The organism is Streptomyces sp. NBC_01717 (genome assembly GCF_036248255.1).
In the GTDB taxonomy this organism is placed as follows: domain Bacteria; phylum Actinomycetota; class Actinomycetes; order Streptomycetales; family Streptomycetaceae; genus Streptomyces.
Map to the genome: position 1 here is coordinate 713830 of NZ_CP109179.1, position 17646 is coordinate 731475.

2 protein-coding genes and 3 pseudogenes (1 of these 5 only partly in view) are annotated in these 17646 nt (G+C 67.4%); 1 reads left to right on the forward strand and 4 read right to left on the reverse strand.

Annotated elements, in window-relative coordinates; translation table 11 throughout:
• The 3 genes and pseudogenes from OHB49_RS44940 to OHB49_RS44950 all read right to left on the reverse strand — a co-directional run.
• Positions 1–11625 carry the 5' portion of a lonely Cys domain-containing protein gene (locus OHB49_RS44940; RefSeq protein WP_329167401.1) on the reverse strand. Its footprint begins 13014 nt before the window's first position, so 11625 of the gene's 24639 nt are visible here — the first part of the coding sequence; it begins with the start codon at positions 11623–11625; the stop codon falls past the left edge of the window.
• Positions 11591–14371, reverse strand: coding sequence for a hypothetical protein (locus tag OHB49_RS44945; RefSeq protein WP_329167403.1), 2781 nt, complete (start codon positions 14369–14371; stop codon positions 11591–11593). The genes OHB49_RS44940 and OHB49_RS44945 overlap by 35 nt, the downstream gene beginning before the upstream one ends.
• Positions 14372–15132: 761 nt before the next feature.
• Positions 15133–15336 (reverse strand): annotated as a pseudogene (locus tag OHB49_RS44950) (transposase); the annotation flags it as partial.
• A 239-nt stretch (positions 15337–15575) separates the two neighbouring features.
• On the opposite strand from OHB49_RS44950, the pseudogene OHB49_RS44955 reads away from it, so the two are divergent.
• Positions 15576–15841 (forward strand): annotated as a pseudogene (locus OHB49_RS44955) (NF041680 family putative transposase); the annotation flags it as partial.
• A 137-nt stretch (positions 15842–15978) separates the two neighbouring features.
• Here the strand turns inward: OHB49_RS44955 and OHB49_RS44960 are convergent.
• A pseudogene (locus OHB49_RS44960) lies at positions 15979–17624 on the reverse strand (IS1182 family transposase).
• Positions 17625–17646 lie beyond the last annotated feature (22 nt).

The window sequence follows — 17646 nt, forward strand, 5'->3', positions numbered from 1 at the left end:
CAGCGGGAATCCCCGCAGGCTCAGGCTCTGCCGCTCGTCGGCGGAGTAGGACAAGTCGGCCGGCGGGCGTGCGGGCAGACCCGCCGGCCTCAGCTCGGGCTTGCTCTCCCACAGGTCGGCGAGGGTGTTCGGCTGTTCCTCGGTATTGGCGTAGGCGGCACGCCGGAACGCGTCCATCAGGTCGGTCAGGGTCGCCTCGCCGCTCTCGTCGAGCAGGTGGTCGAAGGCCTGCACCACCTCAGCGGCGTTGCGCGGCTCGGCGTCCAGGAACACCCGGGATGCCGCCTCCGCACCGTAATGGCTCGCCAACAGCACATGCAGATCGGAGACCGCCCGCCGGGCCCCTTCGAACACCGCCGGGCTGGCAGCAAGCGCCCCGCCGACCGCGCCTTCATACAGCAGACTCTGCCAGGTCCAGGCAGGATCGTCGTACACCGCGTCGAAGGGCGACAGCCTCTCTCCCGAGCCGAACCCCGAACGGTCAGCGATTATCCGCTCGGCTTCCTCAAGTATCTCCTTGGTGCGTGCGGTGACCTGGGCCCGCTTGTACGCCCGCTCCTTGAGCAGCTGCTCAGCAACCTCCCGGCGACCGCCCTCAGCGTCAGACCGGAATTCCACGAGCCTGTCGAACACCTCCTTCTCGGCACTCTCGTAACCATGAAGTTTTCTCTCTAGAAGGGTCCGGAACTCCTCGGCCATTTCCTCCAATACTTGGGTACTGTCCACTCTTGAGGACATCTGGAGTTCGGCGACTTCCGTCTGGAAGTCGGCCCACTCCTCCTCCTGCTGGATCGCCCAGCCGTCCGCATCCTTGGCGGCCGTGCTCACCGCCATGCCCAGTGGGTCGATGGTGCCGTCGGGCAGATAGCGGCCGTCGCCGTCCGGGTTGTGCACCACGATGGGCCGCGGCCATCCGGTCGGCTGCTGTGTGAGCCCGAGGTCGATCGGCAGCCCTGAGGCGAACTTCGCCTCCGGCCGGTACAAACGCGAGACCAGCTTGCCAAGACCCTCCTCGTCGAGACCGAACGCATGCCGGGGGAAGTCCCCGCCGATCCGCGCCACCTCGCGCAGCACGGACAAAGCGATACCCTCACGCACGTCCGCACCGTAAAAGACCTCCTCCTCGAACGAGACCAGAACCGACCGCCGGCCGGCCGGCGCATCCGGGTAGGTGTTCACCCACTTAATGCGCTCCCCCTGGAAGTCGATGCCATCCAGGACCCTGGAGGAGCGCAGAGGCCTCCAGCGGCCCGGCATCCGCAGCTCGCGCATGCTGGCCCGGACCAGCGGGTCCGCCTGGTCGTGCAGGGAGACCCAGCCGCCCAGCCGCTCCAGCTCCTCAATGCCGAAGACCAGCGTGGTGGGACCGAACCGGGTCTGCATCGGGGCGTCCCCGGACTCCACCCGGAAGAACGCGAAGTCCCCGTTGCCCAATCGCGCTGTGTCATCTTCGCTCCAGCCCGAGGCGAGGAAGGCATCTCCCTGCCGTTCCAGAGCCGACAGGGAGAGCAGCACACCGCTGTTGGCGATGGCGTGAAAGGCGGGCGTGGCGTGCTTGAGCCTCAGCGGAAGATTCCGCAGCCGCTCATACAGGTCCCGCCACTGCCTGTCGCCCAGCAGGTCACCCACGTCCGACCGCAGCGCCGCGACGTTGCCGCGCGACAACTCCCGCACGAACTCCGCCCTATCCGCACGCGACATCTTCTCGAGATCCGGCACGACGCGGTCCCACTGCTCCCCCGTCGGGACACTGGCATACGCCTTGCGCCCGCGGTAGGCCCGCACATGTTCGGCCAGCGCCCCCAACGTGCTCGGGGCCACAGGCCGCAGACCATCACGCACCAGCTCGCGGGCATTACCGGCCGCCACCGCGCGCTGCACCGCGTCCGCCAGGTTCCGGGCCGCCGCCACCGTCGGCACAAAACTGTTCCTCAAGTGGTACTGACCGCCGAAACGGGCAGCGTCCACCATGAAACCGTTCAACGCCTGCGCCACCACATCGGCGAAACGCCGCACCTCGCCCGCACGCTCGCGCGCCACCGCCTCGTCGAACTCCACGCCGCTCCACAGCCCCTCCAGGCCGCCCAACGACGCCTTCAGCTCCTGGAAGCGAGCTTGGACCTCCTCACCGGTCCACAGAACCTGACTGCCGTCCCTCCAGGGCAGGACGCCCTGCGCGGGAGCATCACTCAACGAGTCCAGCGACATGACCTCCTGGTCATCGGCCAGAAGGTGGAGCGGGTTGAGTTCCTCGGCCTGGCCCGGTGATGAGTTCCAGCCTTCCTCGGGGAATTGTGCTTCCGTCAGAGGTGTCGGGTCGGGTGTGTTCTGGGTCGCGGCATCGGTCGGGGGTTGCGGCGTGGGGGAGGGGAGCGGGGTCGCCTCGTCGACGGTCACTTCTACGTAATCCGAACCCGCTGGGCCCTCGACGATACTGTTGCCGACCACGGTGAATTTCATGCCCGGCGGGAAGAGGACCAGCTTCGTGCCCGGCCGGTCGGAGAAGGGCGTGACATCGCGGCCCGTGGAGTTGCGCACACGGAGGACGACCAGATGCTGCGGCCCGTCGTTGTTCGGTTCGGGTAGGAGCTGGAGCGCCGTCTCTAGGTCCGTCGTGGCTCTCTGGGCCACCTCGAAACGTTTCTCGCGCCCAGGCGGGAGAGCGGCGACGGCTGGCATCCATGTCCGGGCGGTGTTGCCTTTCATCCATGTCGGCAGGAAGACTTCCTTGCCCACAGGCGGCAGTGCTGTCAACGCCTCTTTCACCATGTACGCGTGGACGGGCAAGAAGCGCAGGGTGGTTTCGGCGATCTTGTCCAGACGCCGTGTGACGGCACGGACGGAATGTCCGGGCCAGTCGGCTGTGTTTCGGGTGACGACCTGGTCCAGCTCCTCCGCGGTCTTTCTGAATTGCGGGTTCTGGACGAGAAGCCGTGGCAGCAGCTCGGCGTCGCCGCTGTATGGGCTTAGGGTGCGCGCGTTCACCCGCGCAGCCGCAAGGTCCTTCCACACGTCGAGCCAGGTGGCGAGCAGTTTGCGGGTGGCGTCGTCGAAGCGAGAGGTGAACTTCTTGAAAGCGTCTGCGGGCTGTTCGGTCGTGGCGTGCAGTTGCAGGGCGGCTATGTGCGCCTGCTGCAGGTGGACTGAGCCCTGCTGCCGGTGATCGGCCTTCCACCGCTCGACGGCGGCAGCCACGCTGAGGGTCTGACTCGTCAGCGCGCCCGGCCACTGGTTGTCGGGCGACGCGAACACCTGCTGGAGGTCATCGGGCCCCACCGACCAGGCCTCCCGGCTGACAGCCTGACTCATCAGCCTGTAGAAGCCCAAGTGAGGAAGAGCCAACGCCTCACGGAGCCCTTCAGGGGCGGGCTCGGGCAGCACGGCGGCGACCACGACCTCGAACTTCTGGTACATGCCCAGCGCGTCGCCTGAGATAATCTCGCCAATATGCCAGCCGGAATACGCCGCCTGTATGGCTTGGAGCACCTCGATCATCGAGGCTGTACCGGTTTCCAGTGAGTGGCTCATCACCGCCAGAGGGAAGGGGCTCGGGTTGCCGGCCACGCTCAACTGGTCGTACGCGGCCAGCAGCCACTGCTCGCTGGTGGCCGGACCGGCCGACAGGGGGAATCCCCGCTTGCTCAGGCTCTGCCGATGGTCGGCGGAGTAGGGCAAGTCGGCCGGCGGGCGTGCGGTTAGGCTGGCCGGCCTCAGTTCGGGCTTGCTCTCCCAGAGGTCGGCGAGGGTGTTCGGCTGTTCGTCGGTATTGGCGTAGGCGGCACGCCGGAACGCGTCCATCAGGTCGGTCAGGGTCGCCTGGCCGCTCTCGTCGAGCAGTTGGTCGAAGGCCTGCGCCGCCTCGGCGGCGTTGCGCGGCTCGGCGTCCAGGAACACCCGGGATGCCGCTTCCACGCCGTAGTGGCTCGCCAACAGCGCATGCAGCGCGGAGACCGCCCGCCGGGCCTCTTCGATCACCGCGGGGCTGGCAGCGAGCGCCCGGCCGACCGCGCCTTCATACAGCACGCTCTGCGAGTTCCAGGCAGGATCGTCGTACACCGCGTCGAAGGGCGACAGCCTCTCTCCCGAGCCGAACCCCGAACGGTCAGCGATTTTCCGCTTGACTTCCTCAAGTACCTTCTTGAAGCGTGCGGTGACCTGGGCCTTCTTGTCCGCCCGCTCCTTGAGCAGTCGCTCAGCAACCTCCCGGCGACCGCCCTCAGCGTCAGACCGGAATTCGACGAGCCTGTCGAACACCTCCTTCTCGGCACTCTCGTAAAGTGGAAGATTTTTCACTATCCTGAACCAGAACGTGTTGGCTTTGTCCCGCAGTACGTCGTCCTTGTCCGCCCTCGACGACGCGTGGAGTTCCGCGACCTCCATCTCGAATCGGGTCTTAAGGAATTCCAAGTGGACCGCACGTTCGTCCGCATCCTTTGCGGCCTTGCTCACCGCCATGCCCAGTGGGTCGATGGTGCCGTTGGGCAGATAGCGGCCGTCGCCGTCCGGGTTGTGCACGACGATGGGCCGGGGCCATCCGGTCGGCTGCTGTGTGAGCCCGCGGTCGATCGGCAGCCCTGAGGCGAACTTCGCCTCCGGCCGGTACAAACGCGAGACCAGCTTGCCAAGACCCTCCTCGTCGAGGCCGAACGCATGCCGGGGGAAGTCCCCGCCGATCCGCGCCACCTCGCGCAGCACGGACAAGGCGATGCCCTCACGCACGTCCGCTCCGTGGAAGACCTCCTCCTCGAAGGAGACCAGAACCCGCCGCTGTCCGGCCGGCGCATCCGGGTAGGTGTTCACCCACTGAATGCGCTCCCCGGGGAAGTCGATGCCATCCAGGACCCTGGAGGAGCGCAGAGGCCTCTCACGGTCCGGCATCCGCAGCTCGCGCATGCTGGCCCGGACCAGCGGGTCCGCCTGGTCGTGCAGGGACACCCAGCCGCCGAGCCGTTCCAGCTCCTCGATGCCGAAGACCAGCGTGGTGGGACCGTACCGGGTCTGCACCGGGGCGTCCCCGGACTCCACCCGGAAGAACGCGAAGTCCCCGTTACCCAACGGCTCCACGTCATCCTCGCTCCAGCCCGAGGCGAGGAAGGTATCGCCCTGCCGTTCCAGAGCCGACTGGGAAACCAGCACACCGCTGTTGGCGATGGCATGGAAGGCGGGCGTGGCGTGCTTGAGCCTCAGCGGAAGATTCCGCAGCCGCTCATACAGGTCCCGCCACTGCCTGTCGCCCAGCAGGTCAGCCACGTCCGACCGCAGTGCCGCGACGTTGCCGCGCGACAACTCCTGCACGAACTCCGCCCTATCCGCGCGCGACATCTTCTCAAGATCCGGCACGACGCGGTCCCACTGCTTCCCTTCCGGGACGCTGGCATACGCCTTGCGCCCGCGGTAGGCCCGCACAAGTTCGGCCAGCGCCCCCAACGTGCTCGGGGCCACAGGCCGCAAACCATCCCGCACCAGCTCGCGGGCACTGCCGGCGGCCGCGGCGCGCTGCACCGCGTTCGTCAGGTTCCGGGCGGCCGCCACCGTCGGCACAAAACTGTCCCTCAAGTGGTACTGGCCGCCGAAACGGGCAGCGTCCACCATGAAACCGTTCAACGCCTGCGCCACCACATCAGCGGAACGCCGCACCTCGCCCGCACGCTCGCGCGCCACCACCTCGTCGAACTCCCCGTCGCTCAGCAGTCGTTCCAGGCCGCCCAGCGACACCTGAAGCTTCTGGAAGCGAGCTTGGACCTCCGCACCACTCCACAGGACCTGGCTGCCGTCCCCGCCGCCGGCGGCGCGGGCCGCCCGGTCCAGACGGGAAGCGAAGTCCCCAACCTCGCGAGCCCACCTGGACTCGTCCAGCCCCGCGAGCTGATCCACCAACTCGTGCAGCTCCCGCTGCGACAGAACCCCCGTGTCAATCAGCACCCCCGTCCTACGCCGTATGTGGGGAGCCAGGGCCCGCCACTCCCGCCAGGGCAGGACGCCCTGCGCGGGAGCATCGCTCAACGAGCCCAGCGACATGACCCACTGGCCAACGACCAGAAGGTGGAGCGGGTTGAGTTCCTCGGCCTGGTTTGTTGGCGAGTTCCAGCCGTTGGGCGGGTATTTCGTCGTGGTGTCGGGGGCGGTCCTGCCCGCCGCGTTCCGGAGGCCCCCGGACCCGTCACCAGTCCCGGATGAGCCCTGAGGGTGGAAGGTGCGCCAGGCGGTGGCGTTGCCGTCGGCGTCGTATTTCAGGTTGACACGCGCATCCTGGCCCCACTCGGTGAACGCCACCTCGCCGACGGGTGCGTTGACCGTCCACCCGGAAACGTCCGCGACGATCTGCGCATCGGCCTGGGTGCGGTCCGTGGTCGTGGACTCCGCGCCCGCGGTGCAGGACAGCAAAGTGATCTGCTTGAAGCCGGACAGCTCCTTCTTACGCGCGCGCAGTTCCCGGCCGACCTCCTCCGCACTCCAGACCCGGCTGCGCCCGTCCGGCCCCACGACATGGAACCCCTGCTCGTTATGGTGAAGCGCCAGGAAGAACGACTCCCCGAACCCTCGCGGAAGGTCCCGCCACTCACCGACCTTCCCCTTGACCGCGTCCTTCCGCCACTGCACATAACGCCTCTGCCCACCAAGCTTGCCGTACACGTCCTTACGCGCCGCGCCTTCCTTGGCGTCGAAGGACATCACCCCGATACGCCGGCCGCTGGAATCAGTGATCTCCCGCGCCACCACCTCAGGAGCCTGCCACCGCGACCCAGCCCGCCCACCCATGGACGGCATACGGTCACCAGCGGAAGCGAAGACGCCAGAGAAAGACCGACCCGCCGACGCAGCCGCGGCCCGGGACTGCCCAAAACGCCCACCGGGTACGCCGTCGCGCCCCGCACCGCGTTCGCGGACCTCATCACCGGTCCACTGGATACGGCGACCGGTCCAGTCACCGGCCGCACGCGCCGCACGGTCCACCTCGGACGCGAACCGGGCAACCCGCTCAGCCCAGTCCGCGCTGATGCGGGCGAAGTGATCGACCACTGCGGCCAAGTCCAGCTGAGAGTAAGCCTCTCCATCCACCCGGAACGGCGTCTTAGACTGCAGCTCTACCGTCAGGTTACGCCATTCCCGCCAGTCCATGGCCTCGACGGGCATGCCGTCGGCTGAGGAATACTCCTGGATCCCACCCTGGTGACTGTAGAGGTAAAGCGTCGGCATAACGGGATCCGAGCTCGTCAGCTCGTCATCCATCACGTCCGATTGCCCTGGAGTCGAGTTCCAGCCTTCCTTGGGGAATTGTGCTTCCGCCAGAGGCGTCTGGTCGGGTGTGTCCTGGGTCGCAGCCTCGGTCGGGGGCCGCGGCGTGGGGGAAGGGAGCCGGGTCGCCTCGGAGGCGATCACCAGGCAAGCCGGACCAGCTGGGCCCTGGACGAAGCGCTTGTCGACCACGGTGAATTTCATGCCCGGCGGGAACAGGACCCGGTTCGTGTCCGGCCGGTCGGAGAAGGGCGTGACATCGCGGCCCGTGGAGGCGAGCACACGGAAGACGGCCCGAAACTGCGGCCGGTCGATGTTCAGTTTGGGCAGGGGCTGGAGCGCCTTCTCTAGGTCCATCGTGGCTCTCTGGACCACCTCGAAATGTATCTCGCGCCCAGGCCAGAGAACGTCGTCGACGGTCCCTTCCATCCATGTCGGCAGGAAGACTTCCTTGCCCACAGGCGGCAGTGCTGTCAACGCCTCTTTCACCATGTACGCGTGGACGGGCAGGAAGCTCAGCGCGGTTTCGGCGATCTGATCGAGACGCCGCGTGACGGCACGGACGGAATGTCCGGGCCAGTCGGCTGTGTTTCGGGTGACGACCTGGTCCAGCTCCTCCGCGGTCTTTCTGAATTGCGGGTTCTGGACGAGAAGCCGCGGCAGCAGCTCGGCGTCGCCACTGTACGAGCCCCGGGCACGCGCTTTCACCCGCGCAGCCGCAAGATCCTTCCACACGTCGAGCCAGGTGGCGAGCAGTTTGCGGGTGGCGTCGTCGAAGCGAGAGGTGAACTTCTTGAAAGCGTCTGCGGGCTGTTCGGTCGTGGCGTGCAGTTGCAGGGCGGCTATGTGCGCCTGCTGCAGGTGGACTGAGCCCTGCTGCCGGTGATCGGCCTTCCACCGCTCGACGGCGATACCCACGCTGAGGGTCTGACTCGTCAGCGCGCCCGGCCACTGGTTGTCGGGCGACGCGAACACCTGCTGGAGGTCATCGGGCCCCACCGACCAGGCCTCCCGGCTGACAGCCTGACTCATCAGCCTGTAGAAGCCCAAGTGAGGAAGAGTCAACGCCTCACGGAGCCCTTCAGGGGCGGGCTCGGGCAGCACGGCGGCGACCGTCTCGTCGGCCCATTGGTACATGCCAAGCGCGTCGCCTGAGAGGATCTCGGCACGCTTATTCGTGGGGTGCACCGCCTGCATGGCTTGGAGCACCTCGATCATCGAGGCCGTGCCGGTTTCCAGCGAGTGGCTCATCACCGCCCGAGCGAAGGGGCCCGGGATGCTGGCCCCGCTGACCTGGTGGTAAGCGGCCAGCAGCCACTGCTCGCTGGTGGCCGGTCCGGCCGACAGCGGGAATCCCCGCAGGGTCAGGCTCTGCCGTTGGTCGGCGGAGTAGGGCAAGTCGGCCGGCGGGCGTGCGGGCAGGCCGGCTGGCCTCAGTTCGGGCTTGCTCTCCCAGAGGTCGGCGAGGGTGTTCGGCCGTTCCTCGGTATTGGCGTAGGCGGCACGCCGGAACGCGTCCATCAGGTCGGTCAGGGTCGCCTCGCCGCTCTCGTCGAGCAGTTGGTCGAAGGCCTGCGCCACCTCAGCGGCGTTGCGCGGCTCGGCGTCCAGGAACACCCGGGATGCCGCCTCCGCACCGTAATGGCTCGCCAACAGCGCATGCAGCGCGGAGACCGCCCGCCAGGCCTCTTCGATCACTGCGGGGCTGGCAGCGAGCGCCCGGCCGACCATGTCTTCATACTGCAGACTCTGCGAGTTCCAGGCGGGATCGTCGTACGCCGCGTCGAAGGGCGACAGCCTCTCTCCCGAGCCGAACCCCGAACGGTCAGCAATTATCCGCTCAACTTCCTCAAACATCTCCTTGGCGCGCGCGGTGACCTGGGCCCGCTTGTCCGCTCGCTCCTTGAGCAGCCGCTCGGCAACCTCCCGGCGGCCGCCCTCAGCGTCAGACCGGAATACGAAGAGCCTGTCGGACACCTTGCGCTCGGCGCTCCGGTAATCATCAAGAATTTCCTCTAGCCTGGTCCGGAACCTCTCGGCTTTATACTGCAATACATATACATAGGTATTGTCCTCTCTTGACAATGCGTGGAGTTCCGCGGCTTCCATCTGGAAGCCGGTCCAAAGCGGCTCCAGTCCGAGCGCCAGTTGGTCCGCTTTACGGGTGGCCGTGCTCGCTGCCATGGCCAGTGGGTCGATGGTGCCGTCGGGCAGATAGCGGCCGTCGCCGTCCGGGTTGTGCACGACGATGGGCCGGGGCCATCCGGTCGGCTGCTGTGTGAGTCCGAGGTCGATCGGCAGCCCTGAGGCGAACTTCGCCTCCGGCCGGTACAAACGCGAGACCAGCTTGCCAAGACCCTCCTCGTCGAGGCGGAACGCGTGCTGGGGGAAGTCCCCGCCGATCCGCGCCACCTCGCGCAGCACGGACAAGGCGATGCCCTCACGCACGTCCGCACCGTGGAAGACCTCCTCCTCGAAGGAGACCAGAACCCGCCGCCGGCCGGCCGGCGCATCCGGGTAGGTGTTCACCCACTGGATGTGGCTGCCATCCAGGAGCCTGGAGGAGCGCAGCGGTCGGTCACGGTCCGGCATCCGCAGCTCGCGCATGCCGTCCCGCTCCAGCGGGGCCCCCTGGTCGTGCAGGGACACCCAGCCGCCGAGCCGTTCCAGCTCCTCGATGCCGAAGACCAGCGTGGTGGGACCGAACCGGGTCTGCATCGGGGCGTCCCCGGACTCCACCCGGAAGAACGCGAAGTCCCCGTTACCCAACGGCTCCACGTCATCCTCGCTCATGCCCGAGGCGAGGAAGGCCTCTCCCTGCCGTTCCAGAGCCGACAGGGAGACCAGCACACCGCTGTTGGCGATGGCATGGAAGGCAGGGGTCGCATGCTTGAGCCTCAGCGGAAGGCTCCGCAGCCGCTCATACAGGTCCTGCCACTTCCTGTCGCCCAGCAGGTCACCCACATCCGACCGCAGCGCCGCGACGTTGCCGCGCGACAACTCCCGCACGAACTCCGCCCTATCCGCACGCGACATCTTCTCAAGATCCGGCACGACGGGGCCCCACTGCTCCCCTTCCGGGACGCTGGCATACGCCTTGCGCCCGCGGTAGGCCCGCACAAGTTCGGCGAACGCCCCCAACGTGCGCGGAGCCACAGGCCGCAAACCATCCCGCACCAGCTCGCGGGCATTACCGGCCGCCGCCGCGCGCTGCACCGCGTTCGTCAGGTTCCGGGCGGCCGCCACCGTCGGCACAAAACTGTTCCTCAGGTAGTACTGGCCGCCGAAACGGGCAGCGTCCACCATGAAACCGTTCAACGCCTGCGCCACCACATCGGCGAAACGCCGCACCTCGCCCGCACGCTCGCGCGCCACCGCCTCGTCGAACTCCACGCCGCTCCACAGCCCCTCCAGGCCGCCCAACGACGCCTTCAGCTCCTGGAAGCGAGCTTGGACCTCCGCACCACTCCACAGGACCTGGCTGCCGTCCCCACCGCCGGCGGCACGAGCCGCCCGGTCCAGACGGGAAGCGAAGTCCCCAACCTCGCGAGCCCACCTGGACCCATCCAGCCCCGCCAGCTGATCCACCAACTCGTGCAGCTCCCGCTGCGACAGAACCCCGGTGTCAATCAGCACCCTCGTCCTACGCCGTATGTGGGGATCCAGGGCCCGCCACTCCCGCCAGGGCAAGACGCCCCGCGCGGGAGCATCACTCAACGAGCCCAGCGACGTGACCTCCTTGCCATCGACCAGAAGGTGGAGCGGGTTGAGTTCCTCGGCCTGGTTTGTTGGCGAGTTCCAGCCGTGGAGCGGGAATTGCATCGCGGTGTCGGGGGCGGTCCTGCCCGCCGCGTTCCGGAGGCCCCCGGACCCGTCCCCAGTCCCGGACGAGCCCTGAGGATGGAAGGTGCGCCAGGCGGTGGCGTTGCCGTCGGCGTCGTATTTCAGGTTGACGCGTGGGGCTTCGCCTTCGGGCTGGCTGAAGTTCACCTCGCCGACGGGTGCGTTGACCGTCCACCCAGAAACGTCCGCAACGATCTGCGCATCGGCCTGGGTGCGGTCCGGGGTCGGGGACTCCGCGCCCGCGGTGCAGGACAGCAAAGTGATCTGCTTGAAGCCGGACAGCTCCTTCTTACGCGCGCGCAGTTCCCGGCCGACCTCCTCCGCACTCCAGACCCGGCTGCGCCCGTCCGGCCCCACGACATGGAACCCCTGCTCGTTATGGTGAAGCGCCAGGAAGAACGACTCCCCGAACCCTTGCGGAAGGTCCCGCCACTCACCGACCTTCCCCTTGACCGCGTCCTTCCGCCACTGCACATAACGCCTCTGCCCACCAAGCTTGCCGTACACGTCCTTACGCGCCGCGCCTTCCTTGGCGTCGAAGGACATCACCCCGATACGCCGAGCCGCTGGAATCAGTGATCTCCCGCGCCACCACCTCAGGAGCCTGCCACCGCGACCCAGCCCGCCCACCCATGGACGGCATACGGTCACCAGCGGAAGCGAAGACGCCAGAGAAAGACCGACCCGCCGACGCAGCCGCGGCCCGGGACTGCCCAAAACGCCCACCGGGTACGCCGTCGCGCCCCGCACCGCGCTGCCCTTGCGCGGGCAGCACACCCCCCTGCGTGACACCCGCAACCGGCTCCACCACAATCCGCGGAACCGTGCTCTCCACAGACGGCCTGACCACACCCGGCACGGACTGCCAGCCCGGTCGACCACCACTCGTACCCATCACCCCTGCGCCAGTGGCGGCCGGGGCGCCGGCGGTCCTGGGGTCCCCGCTCGTCGTGGGCGTCCGGGTGCCGGAGATCGTGGCAGCAGAAGATGCGGGCGTGGCGGACGACGTCGGCATCCCCGTCGCTGTGGCTGTGGCTGTGGTCGCGGTGCCGGACGTGCTGTCCTGCCAGACCCCGGTCCCCGTCCCGGACCCGGCTGCGGCTGCGGTCGGCGAGGGAGCCGAAGCGATGACCTCGCTGTCACCCGCAGGGCTTTGACCCGCAGGGCTTTGACCCGCAACGGTCGGCACGGTCGGCGAGGGAGCCGAAGCGATGACCTCGCTGTCACCCGCAGGGCTCTGACCCACAGGGCTTTGACCCGCAACGGTCGGCACGCCCGCAGCGGAGACGGCGGGGCGGACCGGGCTGGTCGGGCCGCTGAGCGCCGGCATGGATTCGACCTCGCCCGCGCCACCGTCTTCCCGCTCCTGGGACACCTCCGTGTCCGCGACCGCGTCAACGCCTTGGCTGTCCTGCCGGCTTATCCGCGGTTCGCTGGTCTGGTGACCCGGCGCGGAGATCGAGCTGCCGGCGCGAGACGAATGAGCAGAACCAGCGCCTGCCGAAGTGCCAGGCGTTTCGTCCTGGCCGGCTCCGTGCGCTGTCTCCAACACGAGCCCGGTCTCGTCCTGCGACTGCACACCCTCGAGCGTGCCGTCCTCGGCCCGAGCCCCGCTCCCCGACGCCGGACCACGCACCTCCCCGCCGGCCCCCGAGGAACCCGCACCGCGCACCTGCGCACCGGCCCCGGCAGAACCCTCCAAACCCGCCCCGCCCCGCCCCGCCCGCAGCTCACCGCTCGCGTCCGCAGCCTCGGGCAAGCCAGACCTGCTGAACACCCCGGTCGCACCAACAGCCCCATCGGCCCTCACCCCAGGCGCTCCCGCACCCTTCACAAGCCCCAAACCGGTATCCATACCGGTGTCCATACCGGTGTCCGAGACGGACACGGAGTCGTCCTCGACATCGGTGAACGACGACGCATCGCTGACATCGCTGAAAACCGACGCCCCGTCACTGAAATCACTGACCTCACTCAGGTCACTGACACCGCTCAGGTCACTGACAACGCTGAGGTTGCCGGGGAACCGTGGAGCATCCGTCAAGTCAGGGACGTCCGCACCCGGCAGGGATCCCGAAGCAGCAACCGCACCGAGTCCGACCTCCGCACCCGGAACTCCGGGGCCGTTCGGCGGAAGCAGGAGCGGGGGCAGAGAGGACAACGTAACGGCAGGCCGCACCATATCCGGCACGCCAAGACCGACACGTCCCTCGACGCCGAGCGCTTCCGGCGGCACCGTGAACCGTGCGCCCTCCCAGTCCCCGACCGCCAACGGGTGAGCGCTGTTGACCCGCACCGCATCCGGCGAGTCCAGCACACCCGGCTTGTCGACGAAAGAGTTGTCGTTCAGCGAAGGCCTCAGGAAAAACTGGTGATGCAGCCCCAGACCCGCCGCACCCACCACAATCTCCGCACTGGTGGTCAACGCACCACTGACACCAGCCATCCAAAAATCTTGCCAACTGAGCCCGGGCTTCCCGTCAAATACCCACCTTTGAAGCCCCATGGCAAACGTCTCAGCCTGACCCTCGTTCACAAAAGCGAACGGAACCTCCGAGCCCTCTTTCAGCCAGCGGTTGTCCTTGAAATGCTTCGTGACAAACTTCCCGTACACCTCGGCCAACGCACCGCCGAACAACCCGGCGAAGAACCCCACGAACGCCGACCTGCCGACGTCGACCCAGTCGAAGCCCTTCCGCTGCCGATCCGGATTATCCGGCACCGTCATCGACAAGAACTGCGCGAAGAACGACGTGAACGCCTCCTCAAGCGCCTCCAGCACAGCCGTGAACGGCGTCGGCACAGCACGCCCCATCCGCTGCATGATCAAAATGATCTGCAAAGCAGTCCGCGCCCGCACCGCCATCGCCTCAAGCAGCGACGTCCCACCCGTGAACACCGACAACAACGCGATCAACGCCAACTCAAGATTCATGAACGAGAACTCGATCAGAATCTCGTACTTGGCCTCGGCCAGCTTCCGCGAACGATCGACCTGCCGATCGCCCGTCTTCTCCAGCTCATCCGACATCCGGTACAGATAATTCACACCATGGTCATCGACGAACAGCTTCATCGCCCCGACGAACTGCTCCGCCACCGCCGGCGGCATCGAAATCCCCACCTGCGAGATCGCACCCTGCATCGCAGTCGACAACCCCCGCAGGTCATCCGCCAGCTTCTGATACGGCAACCGGCTGTCATAGCCCAGATCCTCATTCCCCGACGCCACACTGGCGCCCACCCAAACCTCAAGAAACCGCCTGAGGCTCGGAGAGAACTCAATCGCCATAACCGTCTTTCCCTAACAAAGGACCTGCTGCTGAAATCAACTCAACCCGCGCGCCAGGAGTACAGGCGGCGAGGCGTCGCTGCCCGGTTTCTCCCGGCCCAAGTTCTCCGGTGGCGGCACGGATCGCCCGGACGTTGAACCCCTGCCGACAGCCATGCCCCGCCACCACGTCATCGACGGCCTGCCCCACCGTCCGCAAGCTTCCTTGAAGTGACCTCATCGCGGCGGCTCCATGAAAGAGACCCTGCATGCGTGCTCGCCTCGGGTGCGTAGCCGGCAGCGAAACCCGGCACAGACACGACAACGCAGGCACCGCACAGCCATGCCCGCTCGCCACGCCCCTCCCCATGCGGACACAGAACCGCGCTGAGTGAACACCACGATCCCCCGTCAACGATCCCCCGTGCCCACTTCCGAGCTTCTGCGATAACTCTACGCGGCGCGGCCCAAACCCAGCCCGGCACAAGGTTGTTTACACGGGCGAGGCACCCCGCGAACAGACAATCCGCTGCAAAGATCACGTTCGCTCGTGCCGGATCCGGCACCGGCATCACCACAGGTCACCACGGAAGCCCACTGACTTGCCGGACCAACGACTGCCCGGAACACACCACACCAAGCCCACTGTCCGAACGGGTCTGTAAATCGAGCGGTGTAACAAGGGTCACGTCCGCTTGGTGATCCGTTTTCAGGCTGAGCGGTGGGTTCGGTGGGCAGGGCCCGATCGACATTTCTCCGTAGATCGGGTGGAGACTTGCCGTGGCGAGGAGTTCGCGACTTATGTAGCAGCGCGCTTCTGTCCATTCGCCGTTCTGCTCGACCAGCACGGCGCCGGCCAGGCGGATCACGGCCGCGCGGTCGGGGAAGATCCCGACGACGTCGGTGCGACGGCGGATCTCCTTGTTCACGCGTTCTTGCGCGTTGTTCGCCCAGATCTCGCGCGGGAAGGCGGCGAATGCCAGCAGATGGCGATCTCGCCCTCTGCTCATGCCACCCGTGATGGCGTCGGCCACGCTGGAGCCCGGCGACATCAGCACGATGTCCCGGGACCGGGACATCGTTACGCCTACTGGCCTACTGGCCTGCTGGTGCTGCCTGAGCCGGTGGTGTGTGTGAACGGGACCGGATCGCAGTGCGGCATCCGTGCCTACGGTCGGCAGTTCATCACCCGGCACCAGGTGCTGCCCACCGCGCAGCACGAGGGCGTCCGCGGGCAGCCGATCTCCGACGACCGTGGGAGAGACCGAGGCCGCCGGACAGGCTCACTCCGGCCCGCGTCCGCCGTACCTTCCGGCACACCCGCCGGAAGACCGCCTGCCCGGCCCAGGCACCGAAACCCTCCCACCCCGGGGCCCCGGACGGCCACTGGGCCGCAAGACCACCCGGCCCACCCCACGCCACGACGTGCACACAGTCCGCAAAACAGTCACCACGAAAGCGAGAACCAAGAGGTCCGCGACACCACGACCCGCCGCACAGTTTCAAGATCAAGCTAGGCGTTGCGTGATGAGAGGGGCATCGTGGGGCATCCGGGGTGGTTCATGGGCGGGAATACCGAAGGCCCCGACCGTGGTAGACGCTGTTGGTTAATTCCGCCCCGCTGGATCTCATTCAGTGGGGCGGAGTGCTGCGAAGGGCGAAACGCGGGTTCGAGCGAGTGGTCTGCCCGTGAGCCAGGCGTCGAGACGCGCGAGGTTGATAGCAGCGCCGGTGAGCTGATGTTGTAGCTGGGTTTTGGCGAGGCCGCGGTAGCGGGATCTGCGCAGGCCGAAGGCGTGGACGGCTTGGGAGATGGTGCCCTCGACGCAAGCGCGGTGGCCGTATCGACGTTGCCACTGGTCGGTCTCCTGTTGGGGCCGAGACTGCTGGAGGATTTCGTGTTCGACGCGGGGCCGCAAGGTGAGATTGCGGCCGGTCTTGGCGTCAGTGCAGGAGGTCCGCAGCTCGCAGGGCCCGCAGTCACGGGCGGCGAAGCGGACCCGTGTGACCGGGGTGCCCCGGTGGCTTTGGGCCGCTCGCCAGGAGACGCTGACCTTGTTGCCGGGGCAGGAAGCCGTGTGCTGGTCCCAGTCGATGGTGAAGCGGGTGTTGTCGAAGAAGTCTCCCGACACCTGCTGGCGAACGTTGGTGGCCGCGACCGGCCCCACCAGTTCCATCCTGTGATCGCGCCGGGCATGGTGGATCTGTTCGGCGTCGACGTATCCGGCGTCCACGAGGTGCTCGCCGGGCACAAACCTCGCCCGGCCAGAGCAGTGTGGATGTCCTCCAGGACAACGACATCGTTGACCGGTGCCGGGGTGGTGTGAACGTGAGTGATCAGGTGCGGGGCGTCGGGGTCGCACGTCTCGCTCAGGTGGACCTTGTAGCCGGACCAGCCGAGATCCCGCTTGGAACCTGTGCGGGCCTCGGGCTCGTAGGGGGTGCATAAGCGCGCCAGGCCGGGTGGGCGGTCCTTCGGGTCACGCCAGCGCACGACACCGTCAACGTGGTGGAACTGCTGCACCCATGCCTGGCGCAGAAACTCAACAGTGGGCAACTTCCTCAGACCCGAAGGGGCTTGTGCCTCCCAGAGGGCATGCAGGAGCACCATGACATCGGCTCCGGTCTGGTCCGCGTGCTCGACCTTGGCTGCCCACCGGGAAGCGAAGCGGGTGTCTTCCGGCCGGCTGGAGTACCGGTCGTACCACTCCGGCGCTGCCACCGCCGCCAGCCAGTCCCCGGCCGTCTCGGCGAGCTGGTTCAGCGCCGCCCTCAGCGTCTCGACCACGAACTCCAGCCGGTTCAGGTCCCTGGTCGCGGCCAGCACATGAGTGGCATCCGTGCGCTGCCACGTACGCGGCTTGACCAGCCCGGCTTCCCCGGCAGCCCGCAGCACCGCGTCGAACACCACCCGGTCGGCGTCGCCGTCTACGAGCCGGGCACGGAACTCGCTGAGCACCGAGAAGTCGAATCCTGTACCGGCCAGCTCGAGAGAGAGGGCGTACTTCCAGTCCACACGTGAACGGACCGCATCCGCGGCCTGCCGGTCGGTCAACCCCTCCGCCAACTGCAACACCGACACCAGCGCCAGCCGGGCCGGCGACAGCGCCGGACACCCCCTGACCGGGAACAGCCCTTCGAACTCGACATCCGCGAAAACCGGCCCGAGCACGTCCCGCACCCGCGTCGCCAGACAGCCCTTCGGAAACACCGCCCGCGCCACACGCACGGTCTCCTCCGGGATCTCCGTCAAATCCACCCCACGCAACGACACCGAACCCCACCCCTGAACACGA